Origin of the sequence: Burkholderia sp. USMB20 (assembly GCF_000949135.2) — a bacterium.
Taxonomy (GTDB): Bacteria; Pseudomonadota; Gammaproteobacteria; order Burkholderiales; family Burkholderiaceae; genus Burkholderia.
This window is the reverse complement of record NZ_JTAN02000021.1, coordinates 231,060-255,155: the sequence shown is the minus strand read 5'-3', so window position 1 is coordinate 255,155 and position 24,096 is coordinate 231,060. Positions and strand designations below refer to the sequence as shown.

The 24,096-nt window shown below is 61.8% G+C and carries 20 protein-coding genes and 3 pseudogenes; 5 read left to right on the top strand and 18 right to left on the bottom strand.

Going from position 1 to position 24,096, the window contains the following annotated elements; genetic code table 11:
- Positions 1–148 precede the first annotated feature (148 nt).
- A pseudogene (locus tag PL79_RS36805) lies at positions 149–457 on the bottom strand (MFS transporter); the annotation flags it as partial.
- A 324-nt stretch (positions 458–781) separates the two neighbouring features.
- On the opposite strand from PL79_RS36805, the gene PL79_RS31485 reads away from it, so the two are divergent.
- A complete protein-coding gene (locus tag PL79_RS31485) occupies positions 782–1,015 on the top strand; it encodes a hypothetical protein (RefSeq protein WP_011549124.1) in 234 nt (77 codons plus the stop codon).
- Between the two features lie 188 nt (positions 1,016–1,203).
- On the opposite strand, the gene PL79_RS31480 is transcribed toward PL79_RS31485, so the two are convergent.
- The 7 genes and pseudogenes from PL79_RS31480 to PL79_RS31450 all read right to left on the bottom strand — a co-directional run bounded on the left by PL79_RS31480 (position 1,204) and on the right by PL79_RS31450 (position 8,519).
- Complete coding sequence (locus PL79_RS31480; RefSeq protein WP_044843328.1) at positions 1,204–1,656, bottom strand: hypothetical protein; 453 nt, start codon at positions 1,654–1,656, stop codon at positions 1,204–1,206.
- A gap of 230 nt (positions 1,657–1,886) precedes the next feature.
- Positions 1,887–3,336 (bottom strand): annotated as a pseudogene (locus tag PL79_RS31475) (IS1182 family transposase).
- A 238-nt stretch (positions 3,337–3,574) separates the two neighbouring features.
- Entirely contained in the window at positions 3,575–4,879 is a 1,305-nt protein-coding gene (locus PL79_RS31470; protein ID WP_135801191.1) for a hypothetical protein, read from the bottom strand.
- A 138-nt stretch (positions 4,880–5,017) separates the two neighbouring features.
- Positions 5,018–5,137 (bottom strand): annotated as a pseudogene (locus tag PL79_RS36800) (integrase); the annotation flags it as partial.
- A gap of 156 nt (positions 5,138–5,293) precedes the next feature.
- Complete coding sequence (locus PL79_RS31460; RefSeq protein WP_135801190.1) at positions 5,294–6,181, bottom strand: hypothetical protein; 888 nt, start codon at positions 6,179–6,181, stop codon at positions 5,294–5,296.
- Positions 6,182–6,282: 101 nt separating this feature from the next.
- Entirely contained in the window at positions 6,283–6,750 is a 468-nt protein-coding gene (locus tag PL79_RS31455; protein ID WP_044843326.1) for a hypothetical protein, read from the bottom strand.
- Between the two features lie 302 nt (positions 6,751–7,052).
- Complete coding sequence (locus PL79_RS31450; protein ID WP_082088425.1) at positions 7,053–8,519, bottom strand: FAD-binding oxidoreductase; 1,467 nt, start codon at positions 8,517–8,519, stop codon at positions 7,053–7,055.
- A gap of 556 nt (positions 8,520–9,075) precedes the next feature.
- Here PL79_RS31450 and PL79_RS31445 point away from each other — a divergent pair.
- Positions 9,076–9,993, top strand: a complete 918-nt coding sequence (locus tag PL79_RS31445; protein WP_135801189.1) for a hypothetical protein — start codon at positions 9,076–9,078, stop codon at positions 9,991–9,993.
- A gap of 432 nt (positions 9,994–10,425) precedes the next feature.
- Here the strand turns inward: PL79_RS31445 and PL79_RS31440 are convergent, their stop codons facing one another.
- From PL79_RS31440 to PL79_RS31430, 3 genes are all read right to left on the bottom strand, one after another.
- The gene (locus tag PL79_RS31440) at positions 10,426–10,773 is read right to left on the bottom strand and encodes a hypothetical protein (RefSeq protein WP_135801188.1); all 348 of its coding nucleotides are present in this window, start codon (positions 10,771–10,773) and stop codon (positions 10,426–10,428) included.
- A gap of 408 nt (positions 10,774–11,181) precedes the next feature.
- Positions 11,182–11,784, bottom strand: a complete 603-nt coding sequence (locus PL79_RS31435) for a J domain-containing protein (RefSeq protein WP_044843325.1) — start codon at positions 11,782–11,784, stop codon at positions 11,182–11,184.
- 180 nt (positions 11,785–11,964) lie between these two features.
- Positions 11,965–13,050, bottom strand: a complete 1,086-nt coding sequence (locus tag PL79_RS31430) for a helix-turn-helix domain-containing protein (RefSeq protein WP_235879361.1) — start codon at positions 13,048–13,050, stop codon at positions 11,965–11,967.
- Between the two features lie 490 nt (positions 13,051–13,540).
- Here PL79_RS31430 and PL79_RS31425 point away from each other — a divergent pair, with 490 nt between their 5' ends.
- Positions 13,541–14,509: a GlxA family transcriptional regulator gene (locus PL79_RS31425; protein ID WP_082088423.1), complete on the top strand. Its 969-nt coding sequence runs from the start codon at positions 13,541–13,543 to the stop codon at positions 14,507–14,509.
- 189 nt (positions 14,510–14,698) lie between these two features.
- Here PL79_RS31425 and PL79_RS31420 read toward each other — a convergent pair whose 3' ends face one another.
- Both PL79_RS31420 and PL79_RS31415 read right to left on the bottom strand, forming a co-directional pair.
- A complete protein-coding gene (locus PL79_RS31420) occupies positions 14,699–16,288 on the bottom strand; it encodes a trypsin-like peptidase domain-containing protein (RefSeq protein ID WP_044843324.1) in 1,590 nt (529 codons plus the stop codon).
- A 244-nt stretch (positions 16,289–16,532) separates the two neighbouring features.
- Positions 16,533–17,408: a LysR family transcriptional regulator gene (locus tag PL79_RS31415; RefSeq protein WP_044843323.1), complete on the bottom strand. Its 876-nt coding sequence runs from the start codon at positions 17,406–17,408 to the stop codon at positions 16,533–16,535.
- A 141-nt stretch (positions 17,409–17,549) separates the two neighbouring features.
- Here PL79_RS31415 and PL79_RS31410 point away from each other — a divergent pair, with 141 nt between their 5' ends.
- Positions 17,550–18,803, top strand: a complete 1,254-nt coding sequence (locus PL79_RS31410; protein WP_044843322.1) for an MFS transporter — start codon at positions 17,550–17,552, stop codon at positions 18,801–18,803.
- Between the two features lie 38 nt (positions 18,804–18,841).
- Here the strand turns inward: PL79_RS31410 and PL79_RS31405 are convergent, their stop codons facing one another.
- The 5 genes from PL79_RS31405 to PL79_RS31385 all read right to left on the bottom strand — a co-directional run bounded on the left by PL79_RS31405 (position 18,842) and on the right by PL79_RS31385 (position 22,969).
- Positions 18,842–19,648 (bottom strand): alpha/beta fold hydrolase, encoded by an 807-nt coding sequence (locus PL79_RS31405; protein WP_044843321.1) that lies wholly within the window; start codon positions 19,646–19,648, stop codon positions 18,842–18,844.
- Positions 19,649–19,738: 90 nt separating this feature from the next.
- The gene (locus tag PL79_RS31400) at positions 19,739–20,956 is read right to left on the bottom strand and encodes a pyridoxal phosphate-dependent aminotransferase (RefSeq protein WP_044843320.1); all 1,218 of its coding nucleotides are present in this window, start codon (positions 20,954–20,956) and stop codon (positions 19,739–19,741) included.
- The gene (locus PL79_RS31395) at positions 20,953–21,597 is read right to left on the bottom strand and encodes an RraA family protein (RefSeq protein WP_044843319.1); all 645 of its coding nucleotides are present in this window, start codon (positions 21,595–21,597) and stop codon (positions 20,953–20,955) included. The genes PL79_RS31400 and PL79_RS31395 overlap by 4 nt, the downstream gene beginning before the upstream one ends.
- Positions 21,598–21,600: 3 nt before the next feature.
- Positions 21,601–22,281: an RraA family protein gene (locus PL79_RS31390; protein ID WP_044843318.1), complete on the bottom strand. Its 681-nt coding sequence runs from the start codon at positions 22,279–22,281 to the stop codon at positions 21,601–21,603.
- A gap of 28 nt (positions 22,282–22,309) precedes the next feature.
- Entirely contained in the window at positions 22,310–22,969 is a 660-nt protein-coding gene (locus PL79_RS31385; protein ID WP_044843347.1) for an RraA family protein, read from the bottom strand.
- 198 nt (positions 22,970–23,167) lie between these two features.
- On the opposite strand from PL79_RS31385, the gene PL79_RS31380 reads away from it, so the two are divergent.
- Positions 23,168–24,064 (top strand): LysR substrate-binding domain-containing protein, encoded by an 897-nt coding sequence (locus tag PL79_RS31380; protein ID WP_044843317.1) that lies wholly within the window; start codon positions 23,168–23,170, stop codon positions 24,062–24,064.
- The last annotated feature ends 32 nt before the right edge of the window (positions 24,065–24,096 follow it).

The following is a 24,096-nucleotide window of genomic DNA, read 5'->3' as shown; positions in this document are numbered from 1 at the left end:
GCTGTCGGGTCGGGTCGTATCGCTCCTTGTCGATCCGGGCAGCGATCGCATCGCGCCGGATCGGCATGCCGATCCTGTCGCGTCGATCACGCGCGCCGTTCGCGGGCGTCGAAGATTCGTACGCACACCGCGGTAGCCAGCGCGATCGCCGTGGACTGGTCGCCATCGCGCAGCCCAGCGACCCGAGCGTGAAGATGCCGAGGCGCGTCAGCATGATCGGTCGCCGCCCGGACCGGTCCGAGAGCGGTCCCATCTCGAACTCGAGCGACACGGCGACCGCCGCGTAGCCGCCTAGCGACAGCGCGACGAGCGCATAGTCGGCGCGCAGGTCGCGCGCGATCGCCGGCAGCGACGGCAGGAACAGGCTCAACGGCAGCACCGAGAACGCGCACAGCAGGATCAGCGTTGCGTGTCGCGGTGCAGCCGGCTCGGAAGCGATCGGCAGGTTTGGATGCAAGCGGGTGCCCACCCCGCACGCGTCGCGTGGACGTGCGCAATGCAAAAGACGTTCTTCGTGGATTTCCGGGGAGGTCGGTTGTCGACCCTGAACGGCCCTTCAGATTTATCCAAAGCGGCCAATCGTTGTGACCTGCAGCGGGATTTTGTAGCCACGCTCGATGAGTATCTTGGCCTCGGCGCGACTGCGGAATCATGCCCGATTAAATTGCTTCTCCCGCAGCGTGCCGTTGGAACCTTCAACGGAGTCGTTCTGCCAAGGGCGGCAAGAACGGACACAGCGTGTACGATCTGGTCTTCAAGAAAACCATCCAAGGAGAGAGGAATGAATCCGGAACAGGCCCGAGCCGAAGAAACCCAGGCGATGGAGCGCATGGTGGCCGCCACGCTGCGCGTGCAGAGTACGTTCGCCTCGATGCAGAAGCAATTTCCGCCGCAAGGCAGCGGCGAGCCTTCGCCGTTCGCGCTGCAAACCTTTGATGCCGCCCTGCAGGAGCTTGAAGACGCACAGGCCGCGTTCGATGCGCTGCTGAACGATCTGATCGACGGTAACCGCTAAAGACCACGCCCTTATCTGCACCGATTGTCGACGATCTAAAAAGCTGTGTCGAACGGCCGTTTGTGGCGATTCCCGACCGATGTAGCCAGTTGCTGCAACCTCCGTCAGTTCTCCCACGAAACCTCATCGAACACGTTCGGGGCCTGTGGGGAAATTTTTCGGCCACTGGTCGCTCGGCATGGCTCAAATCAATCTGAGCTACATCCGATGAAGATGGTGGCTTCCGAAGCGGCCCGGAACAAGAAGGCAAAGTCCCAGAAAACCGGATAGAAGGGGTGTCCCTCTTCTAGCGTGAACCCCTCTACCTTTATTGCGTGCGATATTGTGAGCCGTAAGTCGCATACAAGCTTCTCGAGCATCCCCGTCAAAACGTCCGATTCGAGCGTTTCTTTCGATGGTCCAGCAGTATCGTCCCCGGCGTAAAGGAGACAGCATTTCACCATCTCGATAACTGAGTCAGAACTTATCTCTGTAAAATCGATCGCAATCGCTCCGCCTCCAAGAGCCGTTGAGACTATCTCCGTAGATTGAAGCGGTTCGGCGAACACAACGGTATAGGCCTTGAGAAACACGCCGTAATTCAAGCTACCACCGGCCAATTCATCGGAAATATCATCGAGTAGTAACTGATCAATAGTCATTCTGTCGTATCTCGGCCGGCTTCATGAAGAGGAAGTGGGCTACCGGAATAGCCCCGGACCCGATTGTCGACGATCCAGTCTGCGATGTCGAATGACCGAAAATGGCCGAGGCTGTGTAAAAACGTCATAACCAGCCAACGGGGTGCGGGTATGAGCGCGTTTGCAGGGCACTGGTTTGCGAGCGGCGGATCTGATCGTGCAACGCCAGTTAGGGGCGTCAACGCGCGAGATCATGCGCCTGCCAACCTCATCGCTTGCATTGCCTTGGAGAACCCCAGAATCCTGATGACGCGCTTGAGGTTGTATGCCAGCACATGCAAGCTCATTTCTGCCGCGACGCAGCCAAGCCCGCGTGTCTGGAAGTGAGTCGCGCCCATCCAGTGCTTGAGCGTGCCGAACACATGTTCGACCGTACGGCGTCGTATCGTCATGGCGTTGAGCTGGTGATCCAGCCTTTGCTGCATCGCCTCAAGCACCGCTTCGTGCTCCCACCGCCGGATTCGTCGGTAATCAGCCGGCGTACACTGGCTCTTGATCGGGCATCGCGGACACGCACTGCTCCAGTAGGTACGCAGGGTCATCAGGTTGCCGCCCTCAACTGAACTGTATCGGTAAATCGCCCGTTGACCGGCCGGGCACTGATACTGATCATCCTCGGCGATATAGACGAAGTCAGCCCGGTCGAACCGCCCGTCGGCCTTGGCGCTGGATGTCTGCGATTTGGGCACCAATGCAGCAATGCCAGCGTCATCGCACGCCTTGATTTCCGGTGCACTGAAGTATCCACGGTCTGCCAGTGCCTTCATCTTCTTCTTGCCCGGCGTCGCGCGCGGCCTTGGCCATCGGGCTCAACTGCGCCCGATCGCTGCCGACGTTCGTCACTTCGTGCGTCACGATGAGGTGATGCCGGGCGTCGACGGCTACCTGAACGTTGTAGCCAACCACGCCCGTGCCTTTGGCCTGCGAGATCATCGAGCGTGAGTCGGGATCGGTTAGCGAGACCTGCTTTTCGGGGAGGCCTTTCAGGATTTCTGCTGCACGATTCAGATCTCGCATCTGTTCGCGCAGCATGTCGATCTTCTCCTGTAGTCGCTCGGTCTTCGCTTCTACCTCGACCGGTTGAGTGCGATCAGCCGTCTCCAATGCATCCAGGTACCGCTGAATGCTTTGCTCGATCTGCTCGAGGCGCTTCTCAATCTTGTTGGGCGTGAAGTTCCGGTCGCGGCTGTTGACCGCCTTGAACTTGCTGCTGTCGATCGCCACGACCGCTTGCGTGAACAGCTTCAGGTCACGGCACAACATCACGAAGCGTCGGCATACGTTGCGAATGCCTTCTCCATTGCTTCGCCTGAACTCGGCAATGGTCTTGAAGTCCGGCGCAAGCCGGCCAGTCAACCACATCAGTTCGATATTGCGCTGGCACTCTCGCTCCAGGCGACGGCTCGACTGCACACGATTGAGATAGCCGTAGATGTAGATCTTGAGCAGCACAGTCGGGTGGTAAGACGGCCGGCCTGTGGCCGCAGGCGTGGCCCCTTCAAATCCCAGGGAAACCAGTTCGAGCTCTTCGACGAATGCGTCGATAATCCTGACCGGATTGTCCTCGGCGATGAAGTCATCGAGGCATTCCGGCAGCAGCACGGCCTGATTACGGTCTGCACCTTCGACAAATCGCCCCATCTTCGCCTCGCGCCCCAACAGGTTGATTCAGTCTAGGCGATCACCTGCGTTTTGACACAGCCTCGGCCGATGCCGGCCCGATCGAGCTGACCGTAGTCGACCCAGGGCCGCCCTTCGGCTCCGCGCTCCGAATATAAGCAAACTGCTCAATCTATGCCGTTTTCGCTTGTGTCCGCGCTTATGCTCATCGCGGGCGGGCGTATCGCTTCGATAATGAACGGAAAGGTTTTATTCGCAGTTATCCTTTCGCGGCAGGTAACGGCTCTTCAGTATCGCTGGGTTCCGCTTTTGCCTTCGATTTGCCGGCGATATCAATCACTTTCGCCCGGAGTTCGGGTACCAGCTCGATCGCTTTTTCGAATGCCTTGGAATGAACCAGCTCGTGCCACGGACTCCCATGGTTCTTTTCATCTGCCAACAGACGTAGTGGTGCCTCCTCTATCCGCGACAACGTGGATGCGAACAGGCGATTTTCAAATGCAGGATCAATTCTTACAGCTTCCTTCCGGTACCCTTCGTAAGCTTTGGATACCGACGCCTTAAATGCATAGTCCTCAGCCAACCGGAATCGTTGGCCAATTTGCTTTGTTGCCAGCCATGCGAACCAAAAAGGTGCGCCGACGCTTACTAGAGACACCCCGAGATGCAGAGCAATCGCTCCCCACGTCGGCGTAGCGCTTGAGAGAAGCCCATTTAAGGCTCGAACTCGTTCGTACCCAATAACCGCCGCCATTGCTAACGTGAGTATCAGGCTGCCAGTCCACCATCGAATGGAAACGTTAAGCTTATTCGCTCGATCATCAAAGGCACCAGCCAGTCCCTTGGATGTCGCAATTCGGTACGCATCTTCGCATTTTTCGACAACTGCTGCAGCGTCATTCTGATGTTGTTGCATAGACCGAGCCGATTCCAAGACTTCGGCAAGGGCCTTGCTAGTTTCTTGCTGTGCCAACCGCGCGTCAGCTTCGAATTGTTTGGTTCTTTCTCGCGCTTCGTGAAGCGCAGCAAGATCGATATCAAGTGACTCCGCTGCGGAATGTGCGGCCAGAATCTGTTCCACTTTCGTTTCGAGGTCGCCAGTTTTATCTTCAACTGAGGCGACTCGGGTTCTGGCAGCGTTGATCCGGCGCTTCAGTTGGGGAGGAATCGCATACAACCCGGGTTCGGTTGGCCACTGAAGCGCATCGGTAAGCAAGGAATTTAGTGCTTCCAGCAAGAGCAACAGTGCAGGCACCGCCTGGACAGCATTGCCGCTAAACACTTGAGGTATGGTGTTGCCGATCGCAAAATTGAGACCTTGGGTCATTCCCCGAATGCGCTCCACGACGTCATCGGGGAGTTCGATATCCGCCTGCTTTCGAATCCGATTCGCAAGTGAGTTAATCAAGGCGACGATATCATCCCGACTGACTCCGACTACATTCCACCCAAATACCTCGTTGAGTTGCCGCTGTTCAGGCACGTTTCTGATCGTCGTCGCCATCGTATCCAGCGCAACGCAAAGGGCCAGCAAGTTTGGATCGATGGATTCTTCGTCTGCCATTTAGTTTCCCCGGTTTTTTGCGTGCGATGCTCGTGTCAACGCTCGAAGCTTTGCCCGACGCAAGTTTAAGTCCCCAACGCCGCATATTCTCCGAAAGCGACCAAAGAGCCAAGCGCTTCCCGTGGTCAACGGCAACGTCATCTGAAGTCTCGTCCGAATCGCCCAGATTTCTCGGAGCTTTAACGGCGGCTTCTGCCCGGTGAGCTTGCCCTTGTTCCATGGCACACGGTGGCCAACGAAGACATTCTCGGTTTCCATGACAATCTCCTTTCAAGCAAAGGGAGATTGAGTGTGCACCTCTACCGGCGGGCGCTATCCGACCCAATCCGGAACTTCCGCGGTCAGGATTCGAAGCCGAAAAGCAGCCTCCCGAAAACTATGGCCTGATGTCACTTCCGCACGTCGAGTGTTGTGTCATGCCGAGTCTTGCTCGCGCGCGTCACAATCCTGAACCGAACAACTTTGGCAGTCCGGTTGTTTGCCGCAAACAGGCTTTGGGCGCCACCCGTGCTCCTCCTTCGCTCGGTCCTGCGCGTACCACATAACCAAGCGATCGACTTGGCGAGAGCTGAGCTCAGAGACACCTGGGAACATCACACCGTTGCGCGATGGCGGTGGCGCCAGCGCACTCGAAGAAAAGGGTGCGCAAGCGTCCTGCCATGCTCTCACGAACGGAAGCGTGAGCGCTGGGCGGAGATCATCCGTAGCGCCGTAAGGAAAGTATCGTTTCCATTGGCCACCTAGCCTGCTGACGAACCGACAAATATGCCGATCCGGTTTTACCACTCCCCATCCCAGGTCCATCAGGATATGAAGCGCCGCCTTGTCTGCGACACCTGTAAAGGTATAGAGGACCGTGAACGGATCTACGATATCGTCGAGTGACCAATTCTTCTTCGGTTGAAGAACTGTCGCGAGCCGGTCCGTTCCATAAGCGGAAATCTCTTTCGCCCGCATGAAGAGTTCCTCGACGCGCCTGCGCATCCCGAATTCTTTTCCGCCGACAACGGCGAGCTGCTCAATGTCGGCAACCGTCTGTCTACCACTGACGGCATCTTCTATCGTGAATGGCAGCGCTCGGAGCGCGTCAATGCGTCGAGTTATGCCGGCCTGGCCCATTCCCATCGAATACATCGGCAAGTAGAGGACAGCGTCGACAGCAGTGGAATTGTTTACGACGCTGTCCAGTTGCCGCTTAAGTTCTGCAGGATTCAGCGTCCTCTGGCAGAGATTCTGGTAGATGGCGTTAATCTGATCGGGTGTCATAGTGATGAGGTCGTAAGTGCCCTTGTGATTTTCCAACCGCAAGGCGGCCGTTGGCGAAGGTCGGCTCTTGGCCGAACCCGGCCGATTGACGAGTGCGGGCTTGCGTCAAACCAAGACGTCACGGGGACATGAGAACGCTATTTGAGCCTCAAGTCTTGTCTTGCTATAAGACGCATGCTCGATAAGCAACTGTCGACAGAAGCCAGCTTTAGCTCAAGATGCTCCTGCCAGCACGTCGTCTTGGTTGATCCGTCCAAATCGGACATAAACTTAACCATAACGCGAATGGCGCTTTCCGACAGGACAAAGCTGCCTATATCCACTTGCTTTCGGAGTTCAGCCATCGCGCCTTGAAGCTTTTCGGTTAGCTCCCGTTCGCCTTCCTCAGGCAATTCCCGACCTCGAAGGGAGAATGAAAGATTAGTATCCGCGTAGTTTCTAACGTGATGGAGTGCCTCAAAGATCGACTCGTAGGCCGCGCCCTGTCGTTCCCACCACTTCTCAGCATAAAAGCGCTTCAGCGCGAGGCGAACAGTAAGGAGAGCGGTAATGATTGCGATAATCAAACTGCCGCCGAAACTTGCGAGGGGCCCGAGCCAGGTCATCGATATACCTCTCATTTGGGGCGTTGCGCACAATACTGGTAGCCAGGATGCGCGTGTGACCGCAATAAGCGGGAGGCTAGGCAGGGGCTGTCGACTCCTCCTCGGTAGCGAACCTCCGCTGACCTGCCACCGAACCGTGAACATCTACGGGTTCATGGATTGTCGACGATCTCACCGCTGATGTCGAACGTCCCTTCCTGGCCTGCTGCAGCACAACGCGCTTGGCTGTAGCCGACCCGTTAGAGCCAATCGGACAATGTCCACGACTGTCCGCTCCGCTGTCTGCATGAGACGGACCTACGCTACCGAGGGCTGTACTTATCCCATAGTTTGTTCCGAAATCGATTGCTCGGATCCACTTGTGCCTTGAGTGTAAAAAGGCGCGGCGCGTTGGGATAGGCACGTGCAAACTGCTCGCGTGTCGCATGCAGTTGATACGGCAGATAATAGGTGCCCCCGAGCGACAACGCGGCGTCGATGACTTCGCGTGTCCACGTGCCCACTTCCTCGCGATCCGCGGCGGACACCCGTTGCCAGTAATAGAGTACGAATGAAAACACCTCTTCGCGTGCCCAGCCCAGCCAAGAGGCATGATCGGCGGGTGCGTGCCGAACGGAAACGTTGACGGCGTGTGTTCGATGCGTCTGCAGTATGGCGGCCATTCGCGATACGAAGGCGTCGAACTGGGTAATCGGCACAAAATACTCTTGCAGCGCGTAGGTGCTGTTTCCGGTGGCAATAGGTCCGAGTGAGGCGACGTCCTGGCTTGCCTCGTAATTGCGCTTCACGACCGGGTGGCTGAGGTAGCGCAATGGGTCGACCACATCCTTGCGAAACGACTGGCCGCCAGGAAATTTGGCTACGCCCCACATGACGGCTTGGTCGAATTCGTACGATTGCCCCGGCGGGACTAGCCGATCTGAGACGGTCAGGGCTTTTCCGGTGGTGAGCCAGGTAACGGACGTGGCTTGCTCGAAGTCGGGTGGCGCCAGATCAGCGTTGTGCAAGACGGCCAGTTCGTTCCCGCGTACGTGGTCATCGAAGAATTTGGGGTAGTCGGCAACCTGCATGCGGTGTACCTGGCGTTCCATGGTGACATTCGGCGCGAGGTCAAACTCGGCCTCGGTGATAATCCCGAGCGCGCCATAGCCACCAATGGACGCGTGGAACAAGTCGGCGTTGGTGTTGCGGGACGCCTCCACCACCGAGCCATCAGCGAGCACAATTTGCAGTGCGCGCACGGAGTTGATAACCGGGCCCGCACCAACGTAGCGCCCATGCGCGTTGACCGACAGCGCCCCGCCCACTGTGAAGTTGGCGTAGCTCTGCATGATTTTCACTGAGAGGTCGTGCGGGTCGATGACCGACTGTAGGTCGCGCCAACGTATCCCGCTTTGCACACGCACAACCTTGTCCTTAGGCGAGTAATCAAGCACTCGATTGAACTGGCGCATATCAAGGTGCAGGCTATGTTCAGTGGCAATCTGTCCCCCCATGCTGTAACGGCCGCCGCCAATGCAGACCGGGCCAGTCCATGTGGCGAGCGCCATCCGGATCTCGTCCGTCGTACGCGGGGTGAGCAAACGATCCACCCAGATCGGGTTGAGGAGCGTCACGTCGTTGACGACGACGCCTGATGGTGCAGCCCACGACAGCCAGGGGCGCAGTGTAGCGGCGCCGGCGCCGGCTATGCCCGCCTGCAACAGCTTGCGGCGCGTACGATCATGCGGCGCGTCTGACGCGAGTTCCGATTGCGTGTTGTTATTCATTCGCCCGTACTCCTGCCAGCGTCGCGTGACGGCGCTCGGGTATCTCGCCGTCCGCGAACAAGGTATCCGCTAGAGCATAACCGAGCCGACGGGAGGCGCGAACGCAAGGTTGTGAACCGAAGTCTAGGCCGACGACCCGCTGTTCGCCGTCGCCGCGTAGAGGGCGGCTCCCCACTGGTAAGCGGACTTTGCGAGCGAATTGTGATTGGCCGCTCTTGGCCGGCTACCGCCCGACACGGTCGGCAGAACTCGACCCGTTTCTGACATTGTGCCGCATGGATGATGAACGGCGATTGTAAGAGCGATGCGGTCATTGCTCGGACCGCCGCTCTACATTGAGCAGCGTTGTGAATCGAAAGGTCAAACGCCGACGATCTCGAGAGAGCTGCCATGCCGGCAGACTTGGTGGTTCTCCTAGATGAAGGTATGAATGTCCATGCGGCTTTGACGTGCTATTTCACTACGAATTGACTTAACCTGCTTCTCGCCTATTCTCAATTCGGCGGTACATACATCCTAAATCGTCATTCAGATCGTCTGTTCCCGGGAGTAGCACATGGCTCGCGATACGTTAGACGCCTATCGTCAATTGCAGCAACAGATTCAATCAGACATCGAGGCGCGTCGAGTGGAGCACAAACGTCAGTTGGATGACGCTCGAAAGAACTTCGCTGGCGCGCTTGTACAGCCACTGAATCTACTGGCAGTTGGTGATTCATGGTTCGACTATCCGGTGCCGTCGCTCGGCCATCTTCCCACGGACGTAATCGTGTCGCTGACGGGGCTGATGAACCTTCACCCAAAACCATTGAAGCTTGCGCATTATGGCGATGCTACGACTACGTTACTCGGAGCCTCCAAGCGCGATAGGTTGATAGCGACGCTCAAAGATCCAGCGCTCGCGCCGTTCGATGCGATCCTTTTCTCTGGCGGTGGCAATGACCTAGTCGGCGATGCATTCCGGTTCTGGTTGAAAGATGCTGCATCCGTCGGCCATGACCCAGCGAACGCTGTCAATACTGACGCGCTGCAAGATATCATGGACATAGTGAAGCGGGCATATCTGGATTTAATCGATATACGTAATCAGTACGCTCGAAGCTCCTACCTTTTCTTCCATCAATATGATTTCGCCACGCCGACGAACGCTTCCATCTGCGACGGACTCGTTGGACCATGGCTACATCCGTCATTCGCCGATCGAGGGTGGACCACTTTCGAGGTGGACCCTAGATTTTTCACGGCGGGACGTAGCATCGTCTCCACGATCCTCTGTAAATTCGCAACGATGCTCGGCGAACTTCCGACCATTGCCGAGAACGTGATAGTTGTGAGAACGCAATCGGCGTTGAATCCTGATAACGAAGACTGGGCTAACGAGTTGCATCCTACGCACAAGGGATTCGCGAAAATCGCTGAAAAGTTTCAAGAAGCGCTACACAAGGCATTTGGAGACCGCGCCACTCCACATTAGAAGCTACCTGTCCATGCCTGCCGCTACGGCGCGTTATGCATTTGTCACCCGATCGTCCGTGCAGCGAAGATGGACGGCCAGAGTTTCCGCGATAACGACTCCGAGTTCCCGGTTTTCCTAGCACAAGAGACGCCTTCGCAATCACCGTCAATGCCGCTACGGCGACGAAAAGGTTACATTTTTTTAGGGTTCTACCGCTGCAACGCGAAGCGAGCTGCGCGCGCCGATCCAACGTTCGGAAAATGTCGGTCAACAGATAGCAGAGCCGTCGCTCGAATGACAACACGGCGGCAAAGGCGAACGGCCGATCTTGGCCGGACTGCGACGGCGGCAAGACGTCAAGAAATGTTTCTGAACGACGCACCCCAACCATCGGATCTGACGCCGAATGTCCCTTCCTGGCCGATGCCCGTCAGGTACGGCAGGCACCGATCAATGGCGGCACCGGGGTGACATGAGCGCACGATTAATCAATATTTGTGCACCGTCACGCCATTGGTCTGGATTAGCGCCCACATAGATTCGGACCGCTCGCAGCTCGTCGTTCGTTGAACGCAGCCCAGATTCGTCACAGACGAGCCCCAGTGTCCGCCCGTACTCTGCGCTTCCATGAACGTAGCCGGTGACGTAGGCGGCGAGTTGGGTAGTAGAAGATGCTTTGTCGCCAAGTGCTTGATCCAGACCGCGCATCAGTTCGTCAACCGTCAGGGCAAAACAACCCTGCGTCACAATCAGGCCTATGGCAAGCACGCATACCAATTTTCTATACATCTCCGACATCCCATGTTCGAATCAATCCAGACGCCGCGTCAGTTAATCATGCATCGTTGATCGGCAAAGCATTGATCGTCTACGATCCGGGCATCCATGGCCCAACGACCGACCGAAACTCGCGGCGGTTATGAACGCTTGTCAATCAATCGGATTGGTTGGCTACGCAGTCGCGAAGCGTCTGCGAAAGCTCAACGCTGTAGCCAGGCGGCTCAATGAACGTCCGCGAAAGACACTAGACTTCGATACACCGATCGAGAAATTTCATCAATTCGTTGCATCGACGGGTTGAATCCGCAGCCGAATACTGCCCAATTAGCCGTCAATTCATGAAGCAGTCGCTCGAAGAACCTCCCCCGAAGATGCCACCGATCGCGGTCGAGTTCCGCATTCGCAAGCCCGGTCCCCCACCAGCACTCACTGGCGCAGCCCGAACACGCCGTGCCACAGAGCGCTGAAAAAGTCCGTATGCGCGTGTTCGTCACTCCTTCGTGCGTCGCTCTTTGGCGCCTGCTCCGATGCCTCCTGTGTCGCCCCCTCGTCGCATTGCGGCATCTGCTCATCACGCTGCCCGTCCCGCGATGCGTCCGGCTGGCGAGACGCATGCAGCTCGACCACGCTGCCGGCAATGCGCTCGGCGAGTTGAACATCGCAATCACGGCCGAGCAGAACACCGAAGACGACGTCGCGATTGTGCCCTTGCTCGGCGAAGCGCATCGCCAATGCCACGAACCGCGCATATTCCGCTTCGCGCTCTGCCTTCAGGCGTTCCTCTTCTTCGCGAAGCCGTGCATGACGGAGCATTTCCTCTGCGTAAACGGTGTCATAGACGCGGCGCAGCTTCGGGTCCGAGAGAATCGCGTATGCTTCCTTGATCTCCTGAAATCGCGCATGCGCGTCCGCTTCGCACCCGACGTTGCGGTCGGGATGCGCTTTCATCGCTGCTTTCCGGTAGCCGCGCTTGATTTCCTCGTCGGTGGCGTTCTCGCGCACACCGAGCAATTCATACATTGTCGTCATGGTGCGTCGGGATGAAAGTCGGATCGCATTGATCGTAGCATGTCGCCGCGGCGCCCATCCGTCGGGTTGAGCATTCACCAGGTTCTGAACACCCTGAGTGCAGGTCGGGGGCACCGCCTTCGAGCAGCTATCGAAACACGGCTGCCACCCAGGTTCGTCGCAGTCGACGAGCCAATCCGTTCAACCCTGCCTCTTCGTGAAGCGCTCCCGTTTTGTATCCCCATGCTGGAACAACGGCGCGTACTCGTGCAATTCCCGTGGCGAGATGTCGAAGGCGCGACGGAATGCACGTGTAAAGCTTGACGCATCATTGAAGCCCAACCCCGAGGCAACGTCCTGTACCTCCACATGGGGAAAGCGCACCAGTTCATCGGCCGCCATTCGCAGCCTGCGGTTGCGGATATAAGCGGCCAAGCCCCCTTCATGCTCGAATATGCGGTACACGCTGGCGCGTGAGAGATTAAGCGACGCCAACACGCTGTCGGGCGACAGATTCGGATCATGCAGATTTGCCTCGACGTGCCGCCGCACTTGCCCGTATACAGCAGCGCGGACCGCCGCGCGGGCATTGCCGGCAAGACCCGCCTGGCGGCAGAAGGCTGCAACGATCAACTCTACCGCCGTGAGCAAGGACCGATGCGCTTCATCCTTGCTCAGTCCGACGATGGTCTTATTGAGCGCCACCACATGCTCGATCAGCATGCGCGTCAGCGGATCGGTGGCGTGAATCCAGCGGCCATGCAGCGAGGCCGCATCGGGGAATGACTTTTCCACCAGTGCGCGTGGCACAAACAGGAGAAGTATCCGGCTATGAAAACTCCGGATCGTGCACGGCTGATCCATGTCCAGGGCGAGGATACTTGGCACGTGCGGCACGTGCGGCGCGTCGGACCGTGGTTTGCCGCCCAGGAACTGCCCCGGCGACCCTTCAAGATATATGCTGAACGAGACGTCCCGCACGCTCTCGGTCGAAACCCGACCCAACGATCGCACGGCCAGGTTCGGCCCCGTGCGAAAGTCGAAGATGCTCAGATTCTCGATCGTGTAACGGGACATCGATGCATCGAACGTATCCTCGGCTTGCTTCGACGACGGCAATATGTCGTAGACGGGACTCATACGCTCTTGCCAGGCCAGCAAGCTTCGACGGGCGTCGCCGTGAACGCTGAAACTGCTGTGCACGATGCCGGGCGCGAGCACCGGCCGCTCCGGCGGCAACAACAGGCGGCCTGGCGGTATCGCAGTGTGTAGTGGGTCGTCGTTCAATGCGGCGCTCTTCGCTGATTTTCGTCCGGCTTTGATCTGCCCAGCACTCCTGAACGCCATATCGATCCAATCGCTCGCCCGGAACGCGCTAGTGCAGCATGGGAAGCATACCAGTACGTGCTTTGCCGTAGCACACGGCGCGTCCCCTCCCGCTTCTTCAGCATCACGCAATCGTTTGCGAATCGCGATTTCACCACCTGCGCGAAGGCGAGCCTGATCGCTCGTGCTTTCGGCAATTCGACCGGGCCCCGCGCATCCGATAGAAGTTCCGATTTTTTGAGACGGAGTGTCAAGCCGACCCGACCGCCCTTTCTAGAATTCTCGGGGCCGCATGTCCGCGGGTGCTTGCCTGTTTCAGGCGGCCACAGGCTGTCGAATCCGGCCACGCGATAGTTGTCGAAGGCCGCCTGTAAGGCATGCGTCAACGGCTTCGAGTTGCAGAGCCCGAAGCGGGCCGCTGCCGGTCAACAACATCCTTGGGGAATCACCGATGGAATCGGAGCACTCCACCATGTCTCGCTCGCGGATGCCCACCGCAGGGGCGCCGACGCGAGTCGACATTGTGCTGTCCAACGGATTTGCACTGCACGACGTCGCGGCGATCATCGAGATTTTTCATAAAGCAAGTGCGCTGACGACAGCTCGTCCGTCCGGCGAGGCGCGCTATGACGTATCGCTGGTGTCCGCTGCCGGCGGCAGAATTGCCGCCTCTTCATCGGTCTTCGTCTGGACGGAAAGCATCGATTCGCGGCGGCGCGTGGAAGGCAAGCAGATCATGTTCGTCGCCGGTGGAGCGGCTGCTGATCCGGCCTGTCGCGACAAGCGGCTGATTGATTGGCTGCGCCGCCAGCATCAGCTATGCGAAACCGTTCATCCGATCGCAAACGGAAAACTTCTCCTGGATGCGGCCGGTCTTCCGAGCGGATTTCGTGCCGCCAACGACACGCCCGACATGCATGCCGCCAGATCGCCGGGCGGCGAGCCTGATGCCATTCGCATTGCGTTGCGCGTGGTCGAAGACGATTTGGGCGGCGAGCTCGCGCGGCAAGTGTCCGGGTCTCTGGCGATGCCGGCGCCTGCACCGTCGGATGCGTTCGTTGCGGCGAGCAACGCGCCACGTGTGAGCGAGCAGATCACGGCATCCGCGCGCTGGCTGGAGGCGAACGTCGACCGGCCCGTCTCGATCGATGCCGCGGCGCAAGTCGCGGCCATGAGCGAGCGCAACTTCCTGAGAAGGTTCAAGAGCGAGATCGGCATGACGCCATCCGACTACCTGCAACGCGCGCGCTTGAACATGAGCTGCAGGATGCTGGTGGAATCGAGCTTGCCGGTCGACAAGGTCGCGCGTCGCTGCGGCATCAACAGTGGCGCCCAACTGGCGAGGCTGTTCCGGAAATACCTGTCGACAACGCCGACTGAATATCGCATGCGTAACGATGCGACTGCTGGCATGGCGTGAGTGCAACGTACATCGGCCGACGTGCGCTCGATTCCGGTGCCACGCGTTGCGCGTCGTCGCGATCAGGGGCGCCCATGAAGCGCGTCGCAACCTGTTCGCCGTTTCCGGTCAAGCCGTCGCATGCGCTGCATCGTCTACATGACGAATCGACGGAGCGCCGCCGCTCTTGCCCGCGCCCCCGTCGACACCCTAGCGCGCCCGCACCGACACGAACTTGCGTGCGTTCTCGCGCTGAATCAGCACGGCGATCACGCCGCCTTTCGCTTCGAGCGCCTGCACGTCGTCCGGCGTTTCGAGCAGCGTGTCGTTGAGTTCGAGCACGACGTCGCCGGGCCGGATGCCCGCATTCGCGGCCGGCCCGTGCACCGCATCCACCATCATCCCGACCGCGAGCCCGGTCGAACGCCGTTCGGCGTCGCTCAGCGGATGCATCGTCAGCCCGAGCCGATCGCCGGAGTCTGCCGGCCGCGCGGCGGCCATCGCCACGCCGGCGGCACCGGCCGCGCCGACCGTGCCCGCGCTGCCCGCACTGCTGCCCGTCGCGGCCGCGTTGTCGATCGCGTCGCCGGCCCCCGCTCCCGCTCCCGTGACCGTCAGCATCATCGGCGTGCGGTTGCGGATCAGCCGCAGCGGCGCCTTTCCACCGGGCGGCAACGCGGCGGCCAGGTCGTTCAGCTCGGCCGACCGTCCGATCGGCTTGCCGCCGAACTTCACGATCACGTCACCGGGCTTCACGCCGGCCGCGGCGGCGGGCGAACCGGCATCGACGCCGTTGACGAGCGCGCCCGCCGGACGCGGCAGGCCGAACGCCGCGGCCAGCCCGACGCCGACATCCTGCACGTCGACGCCCAGCGCATTGCCGGACGACGTGCGCTGCGCCGCCTGCGCATTGGCCCGCATCTGCGCCTGCACCTGCGCACGCACCTTGATGGCGAGCGCGATCGGAATCGCGAATGTCGTGCTCGCATAGCGGTCGGCGTCCGTATAGACCTGCACCGCGATGCCGATCACGTCGCCCGCGCGATTGAACACGGGGCCGCCCGAGTTGTCGGGGTTCACCGCGATATCGGTCTGGAAGAACGGAAACGCGCTGCCGTCCGGCAGCGCATGCGACGTCGCGCTGACGATGCCGGCCGTGACCGTGTTGCCCGAGCCGTCCGGCGCGCCGATCGTCATCACCGGTTCGCCGGCACGCACCCGCGACGAATCGCCGATATGCACGACCGGCAGCTTTGTCGCGTCGATGTGCAGCACGGCGACGTCGCTCTGCGGATCGACGGTCACCACCGTCGCCTTCAACTCTCGACGATCGGCCAGTCGCACCGTCACGTCGGTCGCATCGGCGACGACATGCGCGGAAGTCAGGATCACCCCGTCGGCCCCGACGATGAAGCCCGAACCGATGCCCGCGATCGCGCGCGGCGACGAATCAGGCGCAGGCGCCTGCGCGCCTTGCGCGGGCGGCAGCGGCGCGCCGCGGCGGAAGAACGCGGCAAGCGGATCGTCGGGATCGAGGTACACGAAGGACGGCCCGCCGGCCTGCTGGTCGGTCGCCGCGGTCATGACGGTCACGATCGCCGGGCCGTAGCGGTCGACGATCGCCGAGAAGTCGACCGGCATCGAGTAAGACCGTGCGGCGGGCCTGTTCTTCATCACCGGTGGCGTGGCGGGCGGCGCGACGGTCCCGGCAGCGGCCGGCGGCGCCGCCAAAACCAGGGCGAATACGCCCCCGATCAACGCGGTGCGAAGCACGGCGCGAGCAAGCGTCTGGCGAACCACAGTGCACCTCCCCCGGGCAGTCGCAGCGCCGACCCGCGCGAGACGCGCGGACGCCCGACAAGCACCGGTACACCCCTCCATTTATAGTCCACGCCACCTCCGGAACATACGAATCGAAACCCGCATGCCGGGTGATCGGGCAGCGGCGGAACCGCGACAGCGTTCGTTCCGGACAAAGTTCGCGGTTCGTCAATCGGAACATTCCCCCGACGCGGCGGCGAGGCGCGACGCAATGCGTCCCGCGCTACCAGGCCAGCGCCAGAAAATTGCGCACCACCGCCGACGGATCGTCGCGCCGCGACGCAATCGCGAGCCTCGCGCGCAGGCCGTTGCCCGCGACCGGCCGATACACGACGCCCGCGACCTGCACCTGCGTGATCGCCTTCGGCACGATCGACACGCCGAGCCCGGCCGCGACGAGCGTCACCGCCGAAGCGATTTGCGGCGCGGGCTGCGCCATGCGCGGCTGGAAGCCGGCGGCATTGCACGCGGCGACGATGTCGTCGAACAGCGCGCTGCCCGCTTCGCGCGGCACCTGCACGAACGCCTCGTCGGCCAGCTCCGCCAGATCGATCCGACGCCGCTGCGCGAGCCGATGCGCGACCGGCAGCGCGACGAACATCGGCTCCTCGTCCCAGTCCGCTGCCAGCAGCGTGTCCGCGATGCGGCGCTCCGGACGCACGATCGCGACGTCGAGCCGCCCGGCCGCCAGCGCATCGAGCAGCACGCCGGAGGTCGCCTCCTGCAACGTCAGATCCGTGTCGGGAAACGCCTCGCGAAAGCGGCGAATCAGGTCCGCCACCTTCGAATTGAAGGCCGCCGTCCCGGTGAACCCGACCCGCAATTGCCCGATCTCCCCGCGCGCCGCCCGTCTTGCCGCCCGCGCCGCGCGCTCCGCGTCGTCGAGCACGCGCCGTGCCTCTTCCGCGAACACCTCTCCCGCCACGGTCAGTTCGGCGCCGCGCGCGGTCCGCTTGAACAACGCCACGCCGAGTTCGTTCTCGAGCGCCTTGATCTGCTGGCTGAGCGGCGGCTGACCCATGCCGAGCGTTTCCGCGGCCTTCGTGAAGTTGGACGTGGTCGCCACGGCCAGAAAGTACCGGAGATGCCGAAGTTCCATGCGTTGATGTGATCCCGGGGTAGATGGAGGCGGCTTTCAAGCCAGTCGCAAAACGTATCGCTACGGTTCATTTCATATATTGGACATATACATGAGCGTGCGCAAGAATTCGGGCATTCCCTGACCCATCGGGCACCTGTCATGTCCACTCCCGCAATGTCACCCGCCACGAATCGCGCCGCGAACGCCGCGCCGGATGCGCTGCCTATCGGCGTGTCGCCGCGCTCGGCAGCCTACAAGCGCATCGCGCTCGCGCTGTTCCTCGCCGGCTTTTCCACCTTCTCGCTGCTGTACTGCGTGCAGCCGCTGCTGCCCGCGTTCGCACGCGAGTTCAACATCGGCGCGGCGTCGAGCTCGCTGTCCCTGTCGCTGTCGACCGGGCTGCTGGCGGTCTCCATCCTGTGCGCGGGCGCGCTGTCCGAACGCGTCGGACGACGCGGGCTGATGTTCGCGTCGATGACGCTGGCCGCGCTGTTCAACCTGCTCGCCGCGATTTCGCCGAACTGGAACCTGCTGCTGCTCTGGCGCGCGCTCGAAGGGTTCGCGCTCGGCGGCGTTCCGGCGGTGGCGATGGCCTATCTCGCCGAGGAAATCGCCGCCGACGGGCTGGGCCTGGCGATGGGACTCTACGTCGGCGGCACCGCGTTCGGCGGCATGATCGGGCGGATCGGGATGAGCGCGCTCGAAGAGTATTTCTCGTGGCGCACCGCGATGCTGACGATCGGCGTGGTCGACCTCGTCGCGGCGGTCGCATTCGTGATGCTGCTGCCGCAGTCGCGACGCTTCGTGAAGCGCACCGACCTGACGCTGCGTCACCATCTGCGGCTGTGGAACGCGCAGTTGCATCACGCGCGGCTGCCGTACGTGTTCGCGATCGGCTTCCTCGTGATGGGCGCGTTCGTGACCGTCTACAACTACGCCGGGTTCCGGCTGACGGCCGCGCCGTTCAACCTGAGTGCGACCGCCTGCGGGCTGATCTTCGGTGCCTATCTGTTCGGGATGGTGTCTTCGTCGAGCGCCGGTGCGCTCGCCGACCGTCTCGGGCGCGCGCCGGTCCTCGTCAGCGGCATGCTCGTGTTCGCGGCCGGCCTCGCGCTGACGCTGTCGCATTCGCTCGTCGCGATCATCGTCGGGATCGTGCTGATCACGATCGGCTTCTTCGTCGCCCATGCGGTCGCGAGCGGCTGGGTCGGGCATCTCGCCGGTTCCGCGAAGGGGCACGCCGCGTCGCTCTACCTGCTGGCCTATTACCTCGGGTCGAGCGTGCTGGGCTCGATCGGCGGCTCGTTCTGGCAACACGGTGCGTGGAGCGCGGTCGTCGCGTATGTCGCGGTGCTGCTCGTGCTCGGCCTGGCGGCGGCGCACCGGATCATGCGCGCGGAACGCGTGCGGTAACCGCCTCCACGACATGCGCCGCCACCAAATGCGTCGCGTCAGCGCACGCGCGCATGGAACTTCGCGATCGCCTTCCACATCAGCACCGGATTCGAGTACATCGGAAAATGCCCGCAATCCGGGATTTCCGACAGAACGACACCGTGCGCCTCGATCGCGCTCAGGTACGACAGCGACGCGTTCTGCGCGCCGTACATGAACATCCGGGGAAACGGCAGGCCGAGGAATTTGCGCATCAGGTCGCCGTTGTCGGACAGGTCGACCATCGAGCGGAAGATCGCCCCGACCGCTTCGGCCCGCACCTTGTGACGCAGGCTCGCCGAGTACAGCGCGCTCGCGTAGGCCGGCGCGCGACGGGTGCGGTCGATGAAATCGTCGAAGAACCGCTCGGCGCTGTCGCGCGGATGGTCGACGATCTGCCGGCTCAGGAAACAATCCTCGGGCGCGATGTTCCCCTCGATGTCGACGAAGCTCAGCACGCGCCGCGGATACAGATGTGCGAGCATCAACGACGTCAGCCCGCCCATCGAATGGCCGACGAGATGGAATCGATCGAAGCCCAGGCGGTCGATCACGTTCAGCGCCGTCTCGACGAGAAACGGAATCGATATCTTCGACAGATCCGCGCAATGCGTTTCACCGCAGCCCGGCGCATCGTATGCAACGAAAGGCCGGCCGTCGAATTCGCGATGGCGCACGATGTCCGCGTAATCCTCCTTGGTCGAGCCGAAGCCGTGGAGAAACACGACGGGCGCGTGCTCGCCGCCGCGATGAATGGCCGACACATCCAGGTCGGTGCTGTCGACGGCGAAGGACAGGCGCGATTGGGAAAACTCATCATTCATCTAATCGAATTCCGGGTAAGGATGGTGTAGCGCCCGCCCCGGCGCGACAGGGTCGACCGGGGTGGAATGACAGACGCCGGGCAACGACGCTCAGGCCGTCAGCATCCGGCAGAAATCCTGGATCGCGGTGCACGCACGCAGCAACGACTTGTCGTCGAGCGCGTAAGCGATCCGGATGTACGGGCCGAGCCCGAAAGCGCTCCCGTGCACGGTGGCCACGCCGGCTTCGTCGAGCAACGCATTCACCACATCCTCGTCGCTCGCCAGTTGCACGCCCGCACGGGTCGTCTTGCCGATCACCCCCTCGCACGACGCGAATGCATAGAACGCGCCCTGCGGAACATCGCAGCGCAAACCCGGCGCCTGGTTCAGTTGTTCGACGACCAGATCACGCCGTCGCTGGAACGCGACGCGGGAATGCGCGATGAAATCCTGCGACCCCGTCAGCGCGGCCACCGCCGCGTGCTGCGAGATCGTCGACGCGCCGGACGTCTGCTGCCCTTGCAACTTCTCCATCGCATCGATCAGCCAGCGCGGCCCGGTACCGAAACCGATGCGCCAGCCCGTCATCGCATAGGCCTTCGACACACCGTTCATCGTCAGCACGCGTTCGCGCAGCCGCGGCTCGACCTGGGCGATCGTGAAGAATTCGATGCCATCGAAAATCAGGTGCTCGTAGATATCGTCGGACAGCACCAGCACGTGCGGATGCGCGAGCAGCACCTCGGCGAGCGCCTTCAGCTCCGCACGGCTATACACCGCGCCGGTCGGGTTCGACGGCGAGTTCAGGATCAGCCATCGCGTGCGCGGCGTGATCGCCGCCAGCAGCGCGTCCGGTGTGAGCTTGAAGCCGCTTTCCGCGCCGCATGCGACAGTGATGGAGCGACCGCCGCACAGCTGCACGATCTCCGGATAGCTGACCCAGTACGGTGCCGGGACGATGACTTCGTCGCCCTCGTTCAGCGTCGCGGCCAGCGCATTGAAGATCACCTGCTTGCCGCCGCTGCACACGAGCGTGTCGCGCCAGTCCACGTCGACGCTGTTCTCGCGCCGGAACTTCTCGGCAATCGCCTCGCGCAGCGCACGCAGCCCTGCCACCTGCGTGTAGCGCGTGTGGCCCGCGCGGATCGCGGCGATGCCCGCTTCCCGCACGTGTTCCGGCGTGTCGAAATCCGGCTCGCCGGCGCTCAGCGAAATCACCGCGGCACCGCTCGCGCGCCGGGCGGCCACACGATCCATCACCTTGTAGGTCGCCGACGGACGCGCGGCTGCGAGGAAGCGGTTCAGCGTATCGATCGGTGCGCTCATTGAGCGTTCCTCCAGTTCGTCAGACCCATCAGCTCGAGCGTGCTGCGCCCTGCGCGCAATGCGTCCATCATTTGCGCTTCCTTGTCAGCACGCGCCTGCCCTTGGGCCAGCGTCGTCTCGACATATGCAACTGGTATCACCAGCACGCCGTCGTCGTCGGCCACGACCAGATCGCCGGCGGCTACAGGCGTTCCCGCGAAGCTGATCGACTGTCCGACCGACGGCGCGCTCGCCTTGATCGTGCCGCGCATGGAAATGCCGCGCGTGAATACCGGAAAGCGCCGTGCGGTCAGCGCCGCGATATCGCGCACGCCACCGTCGATGACCAGCCCGGCCACGCCGGCCGCCTCGGCGGCGACAGTCAGCACCTCGCCCCAGTAACCGGCGACGAAGCCGCCCGTCGAGATGACGAGCACGCTGCCGCGCGACACCTGCTCCATCGCGATATGAATCGAAAGGTTGTCGCCCGGCGAACATTCGAGCGGAAAGGCAGGACCGGCGACCGACGCGCCGGGCCACACCGTGCGGATCGCCGGATCGACGGCGCCGGTGGACAGGCCCGAGGCCTCGAACAACGTGGAGGTGCCGAGTTTGCGCGCCTGCTCCAGCAGCGCCGGCTCATAAGTCTGGGTCGGGTTCATTGTTCAGGCCTTGCTTTGCAGTGTGTGATAGCCCAGCGCCGCTCGCGCTTCGCCAAGCGTCTTGCCCTGTGCGATCTGTTCGCGGATATGCGATTCGACTTCTTCGATCCGGCGAGCAACCCGTGCGACTTCGCGCGCTCGACCGCGGGGCACGATCACGGCGCCGTTCGCATCCGCGACGACGATGTCGCGCGCCGCCACGCGCACAGTGCCGATCGCGACCGTCGTATTCACCGACTCGACCTGCACACGGTCCTTGCCAGTCCGCATGAAGCGCCCTGCCGTGAACAGCGGATAGTTGTCGCCCAGCGCCTTGTTCACGTCGCGGCACACGCCGTCGATCACGGTGCCAGCAATGCCACGCTGCCCGGCGTACTGGGTCATGATGTCGCCCCATACCGTGCAGTCGGTCCGGCCGTCGTTGTCGATCACGACCACGTCGCCTTGCGCGACATCGTCGATGAAGTCGCCGACGGTGCCGGGCGGCACGCTCGCGGGCACGTACTTGACCGTGAAGGCGGGACCGACGACGACCTTCGTGTAGTTGGCCAACGGCATGACGCCGAGCGCCTGTCCGTGCAGCCCGAGCTTGTCCATCGCATCGGAAACGCCGGGCGTATCGAGCCCTTCGAACAGCGCGACCAGTTCCTGGTCTTCCGCCGCAGCCTTGTTGGGATTCGTCATATCAAAACTCCGCTAGAAGGATGAGCGGTCAGCGCACCGCGATGGCTTCGAATTCCTTGTCGTGCATCACGTCCGCGACCGGGCGGCCGGCACGCACGGCGGCGACCATCCCGTCCTGTCGCTTCGCGATACGCTCGCCGAGATCGAGCACGTCCTCGATGCACCGCGCCGGTATGAACACCGTGCCGCATCGGTCGGCGATCACGTAATCGTCCTGATGGACGGTCACACCGGCCATCTGCACCGGTGTGCCGGAATCGATCTGGATCACGCGGTTGCGCGCGCTGATCATCGTGATGCCGCGTCCGTACACCGGATAGCCGATCGATTCGCTTCCGTCGATGTCGCGGCTCAGGCCGTCGATCACCGAGCCGCGAATGCGCTTCGCGGTCGCCGCGTTCGCGAGAATGTCGCCCCAGCAGGAAATTCCGTCCGCGCCGCCGGCGATCACCAGCACGCGATCGTCGGTGGCGATCGCGTCGACGACCGGCGAGATCAGGTGCACGGTCGGTTTGGCATCGGCTTTCGGACCGAGCTGAATGGTGCTGGCACGCCCGACGATCTTCGGGCAGTTCCACAGTGGGCGCAGGCCGACCGTTGCGCCAGGCATGCCGAGAAAGTCGAGCGCGTCGGATACGGTATTGGTGTCGAGCGACGCAAGGCGCTCGAGCAAGGAAGGCTGGTTCATCATGCTGTTTCCCGTTGACAAGTGCAGCCATCGTCGCTTCGGCAGCGTGACAAGTAAATTTCGTATTTCATATCTGCGTGATACGATTTCCGGAATACGAAAAACCTCACATCGCGCGCGGCCGGCAACCACCATGTCGCGCCGCGCCGCCCTCCCCCGCGGCATTTTCCGCGCTGCTTCACTCCGGGCATACCCGCCATGAGCAACACGATCGACTACCGGCTGATTCGGCAACTCTGGATGTTTCTCGCCGTCGCCGAGGAGCAGCATTTCGGGCGCGCGGCGAAGCGGCTGAACATGTCGCAACCGCCGTTGACCGAGCAGATCAAGGTACTGGAGCAGTCGCTCAGGATCCAGTTGTTCTACCGCTCGCGGCAGGGAACCCAACTGAGCCCGGCGGGCGCCGCGATCCTGCCGGCCGTCCGACAATTCGCCGGCCAGGCCGAGCGGTTGCAGCGTGTCGTGCGCGAGGTAGCGGCCGGCCAGTCGGGCGTGCTGCACGTCGGCGCGATCACGTCCGCGATGCTCGACACGGTGCCGCCGCTACTGGACGCGCTCAAGCGCGCGCATCCGAACCTGACCGTGTTCGTCAACGAGATCGACAGCGTCGACGCGATTCCGGCGCTGGAGGCCGGCGAGCTTGATCTCGCCTTTGCACGCGTCGATGGCGAGGTAGCGAACGGTATCGCGACGATGCCGATGGCCGAGGACCGGCTCGCTGTCGCGTTGCCGAAGAAGCATCCACTGGCGGCCATACCAAGGGTGCGGCTGCGCGCGTTGATGGACGAACCGCTGATCATGTCGTCGCGACAGGTCAGCCCCGTCTACTTCGACATGTTGACGTCCGTCTGCCGCACGCATGGGCTGACACCGCGCGTGATTCACGAGGTGCGTTCGGTGACGTCGCAGATTGCGTACGTCGGCTGCGGTCAGGGCGTGGCGCTGGTGCCTGCGTCGACCCGCAAGCTCGCGCCGGAGAACGTCGTCGTGCGGCCGTTGAAGGAAAAGGTCATGGTCGTGACGGCGGCCGCTGTCTGGAATACGAACCGGCATCATCCGATGGTCGATGCCGTGCTCGACATGCTGAAAAAGTAACGACGCGCGACAATCGTGCCGCTTCCCGGGCG

Bases quoted from the DNA above. Each gene is read 5' to 3' on its own strand.
- PL79_RS31485 (WP_011549124.1), top strand. From the start codon at position 782: ATGAATCCGGAACAGGCCCGAGCCGAAGAAACCCAGGCGATGGAGCGC.
- PL79_RS31480 (WP_044843328.1), bottom strand. From the start codon at position 1,656: ATGACTATTGATCAGTTACTACTCGATGATATTTCCGATGAATTGGCC.
- PL79_RS31425 (WP_082088423.1), top strand. From the start codon at position 13,541: ATGGAATCGGAGCACTCCACCATGTCTCGCTCGCGGATGCCCACCGCA.
- PL79_RS31380 (WP_044843317.1), top strand. From the start codon at position 23,168: ATGAGCAACACGATCGACTACCGGCTGATTCGGCAACTCTGGATGTTT.
- PL79_RS31450 (WP_082088425.1), bottom strand. From the start codon at position 8,519: ATGAATAACAACACGCAATCGGAACTCGCGTCAGACGCGCCGCATGAT.
- PL79_RS31455 (WP_044843326.1), bottom strand. From the start codon at position 6,750: ATGACCTGGCTCGGGCCCCTCGCAAGTTTCGGCGGCAGTTTGATTATC.
- PL79_RS31390 (WP_044843318.1), bottom strand. From the start codon at position 22,281: ATGACGAATCCCAACAAGGCTGCGGCGGAAGACCAGGAACTGGTCGCG.
- PL79_RS31395 (WP_044843319.1), bottom strand. From the start codon at position 21,597: ATGAACCCGACCCAGACTTATGAGCCGGCGCTGCTGGAGCAGGCGCGC.
- PL79_RS31410 (WP_044843322.1), top strand. From the start codon at position 17,550: ATGTCCACTCCCGCAATGTCACCCGCCACGAATCGCGCCGCGAACGCC.
- PL79_RS31400 (WP_044843320.1), bottom strand. From the start codon at position 20,956: ATGAGCGCACCGATCGATACGCTGAACCGCTTCCTCGCAGCCGCGCGT.
- PL79_RS31385 (WP_044843347.1), bottom strand. From the start codon at position 22,969: ATGAACCAGCCTTCCTTGCTCGAGCGCCTTGCGTCGCTCGACACCAAT.
- PL79_RS31405 (WP_044843321.1), bottom strand. From the start codon at position 19,648: ATGAATGATGAGTTTTCCCAATCGCGCCTGTCCTTCGCCGTCGACAGC.
- PL79_RS31415 (WP_044843323.1), bottom strand. From the start codon at position 17,408: ATGGAACTTCGGCATCTCCGGTACTTTCTGGCCGTGGCGACCACGTCC.
- PL79_RS31435 (WP_044843325.1), bottom strand. From the start codon at position 11,784: ATGACGACAATGTATGAATTGCTCGGTGTGCGCGAGAACGCCACCGAC.
- PL79_RS31440 (WP_135801188.1), bottom strand. From the start codon at position 10,773: ATGTCGGAGATGTATAGAAAATTGGTATGCGTGCTTGCCATAGGCCTG.
- PL79_RS31445 (WP_135801189.1), top strand. From the start codon at position 9,076: ATGGCTCGCGATACGTTAGACGCCTATCGTCAATTGCAGCAACAGATT.
- PL79_RS31470 (WP_135801191.1), bottom strand. From the start codon at position 4,879: ATGGCAGACGAAGAATCCATCGATCCAAACTTGCTGGCCCTTTGCGTT.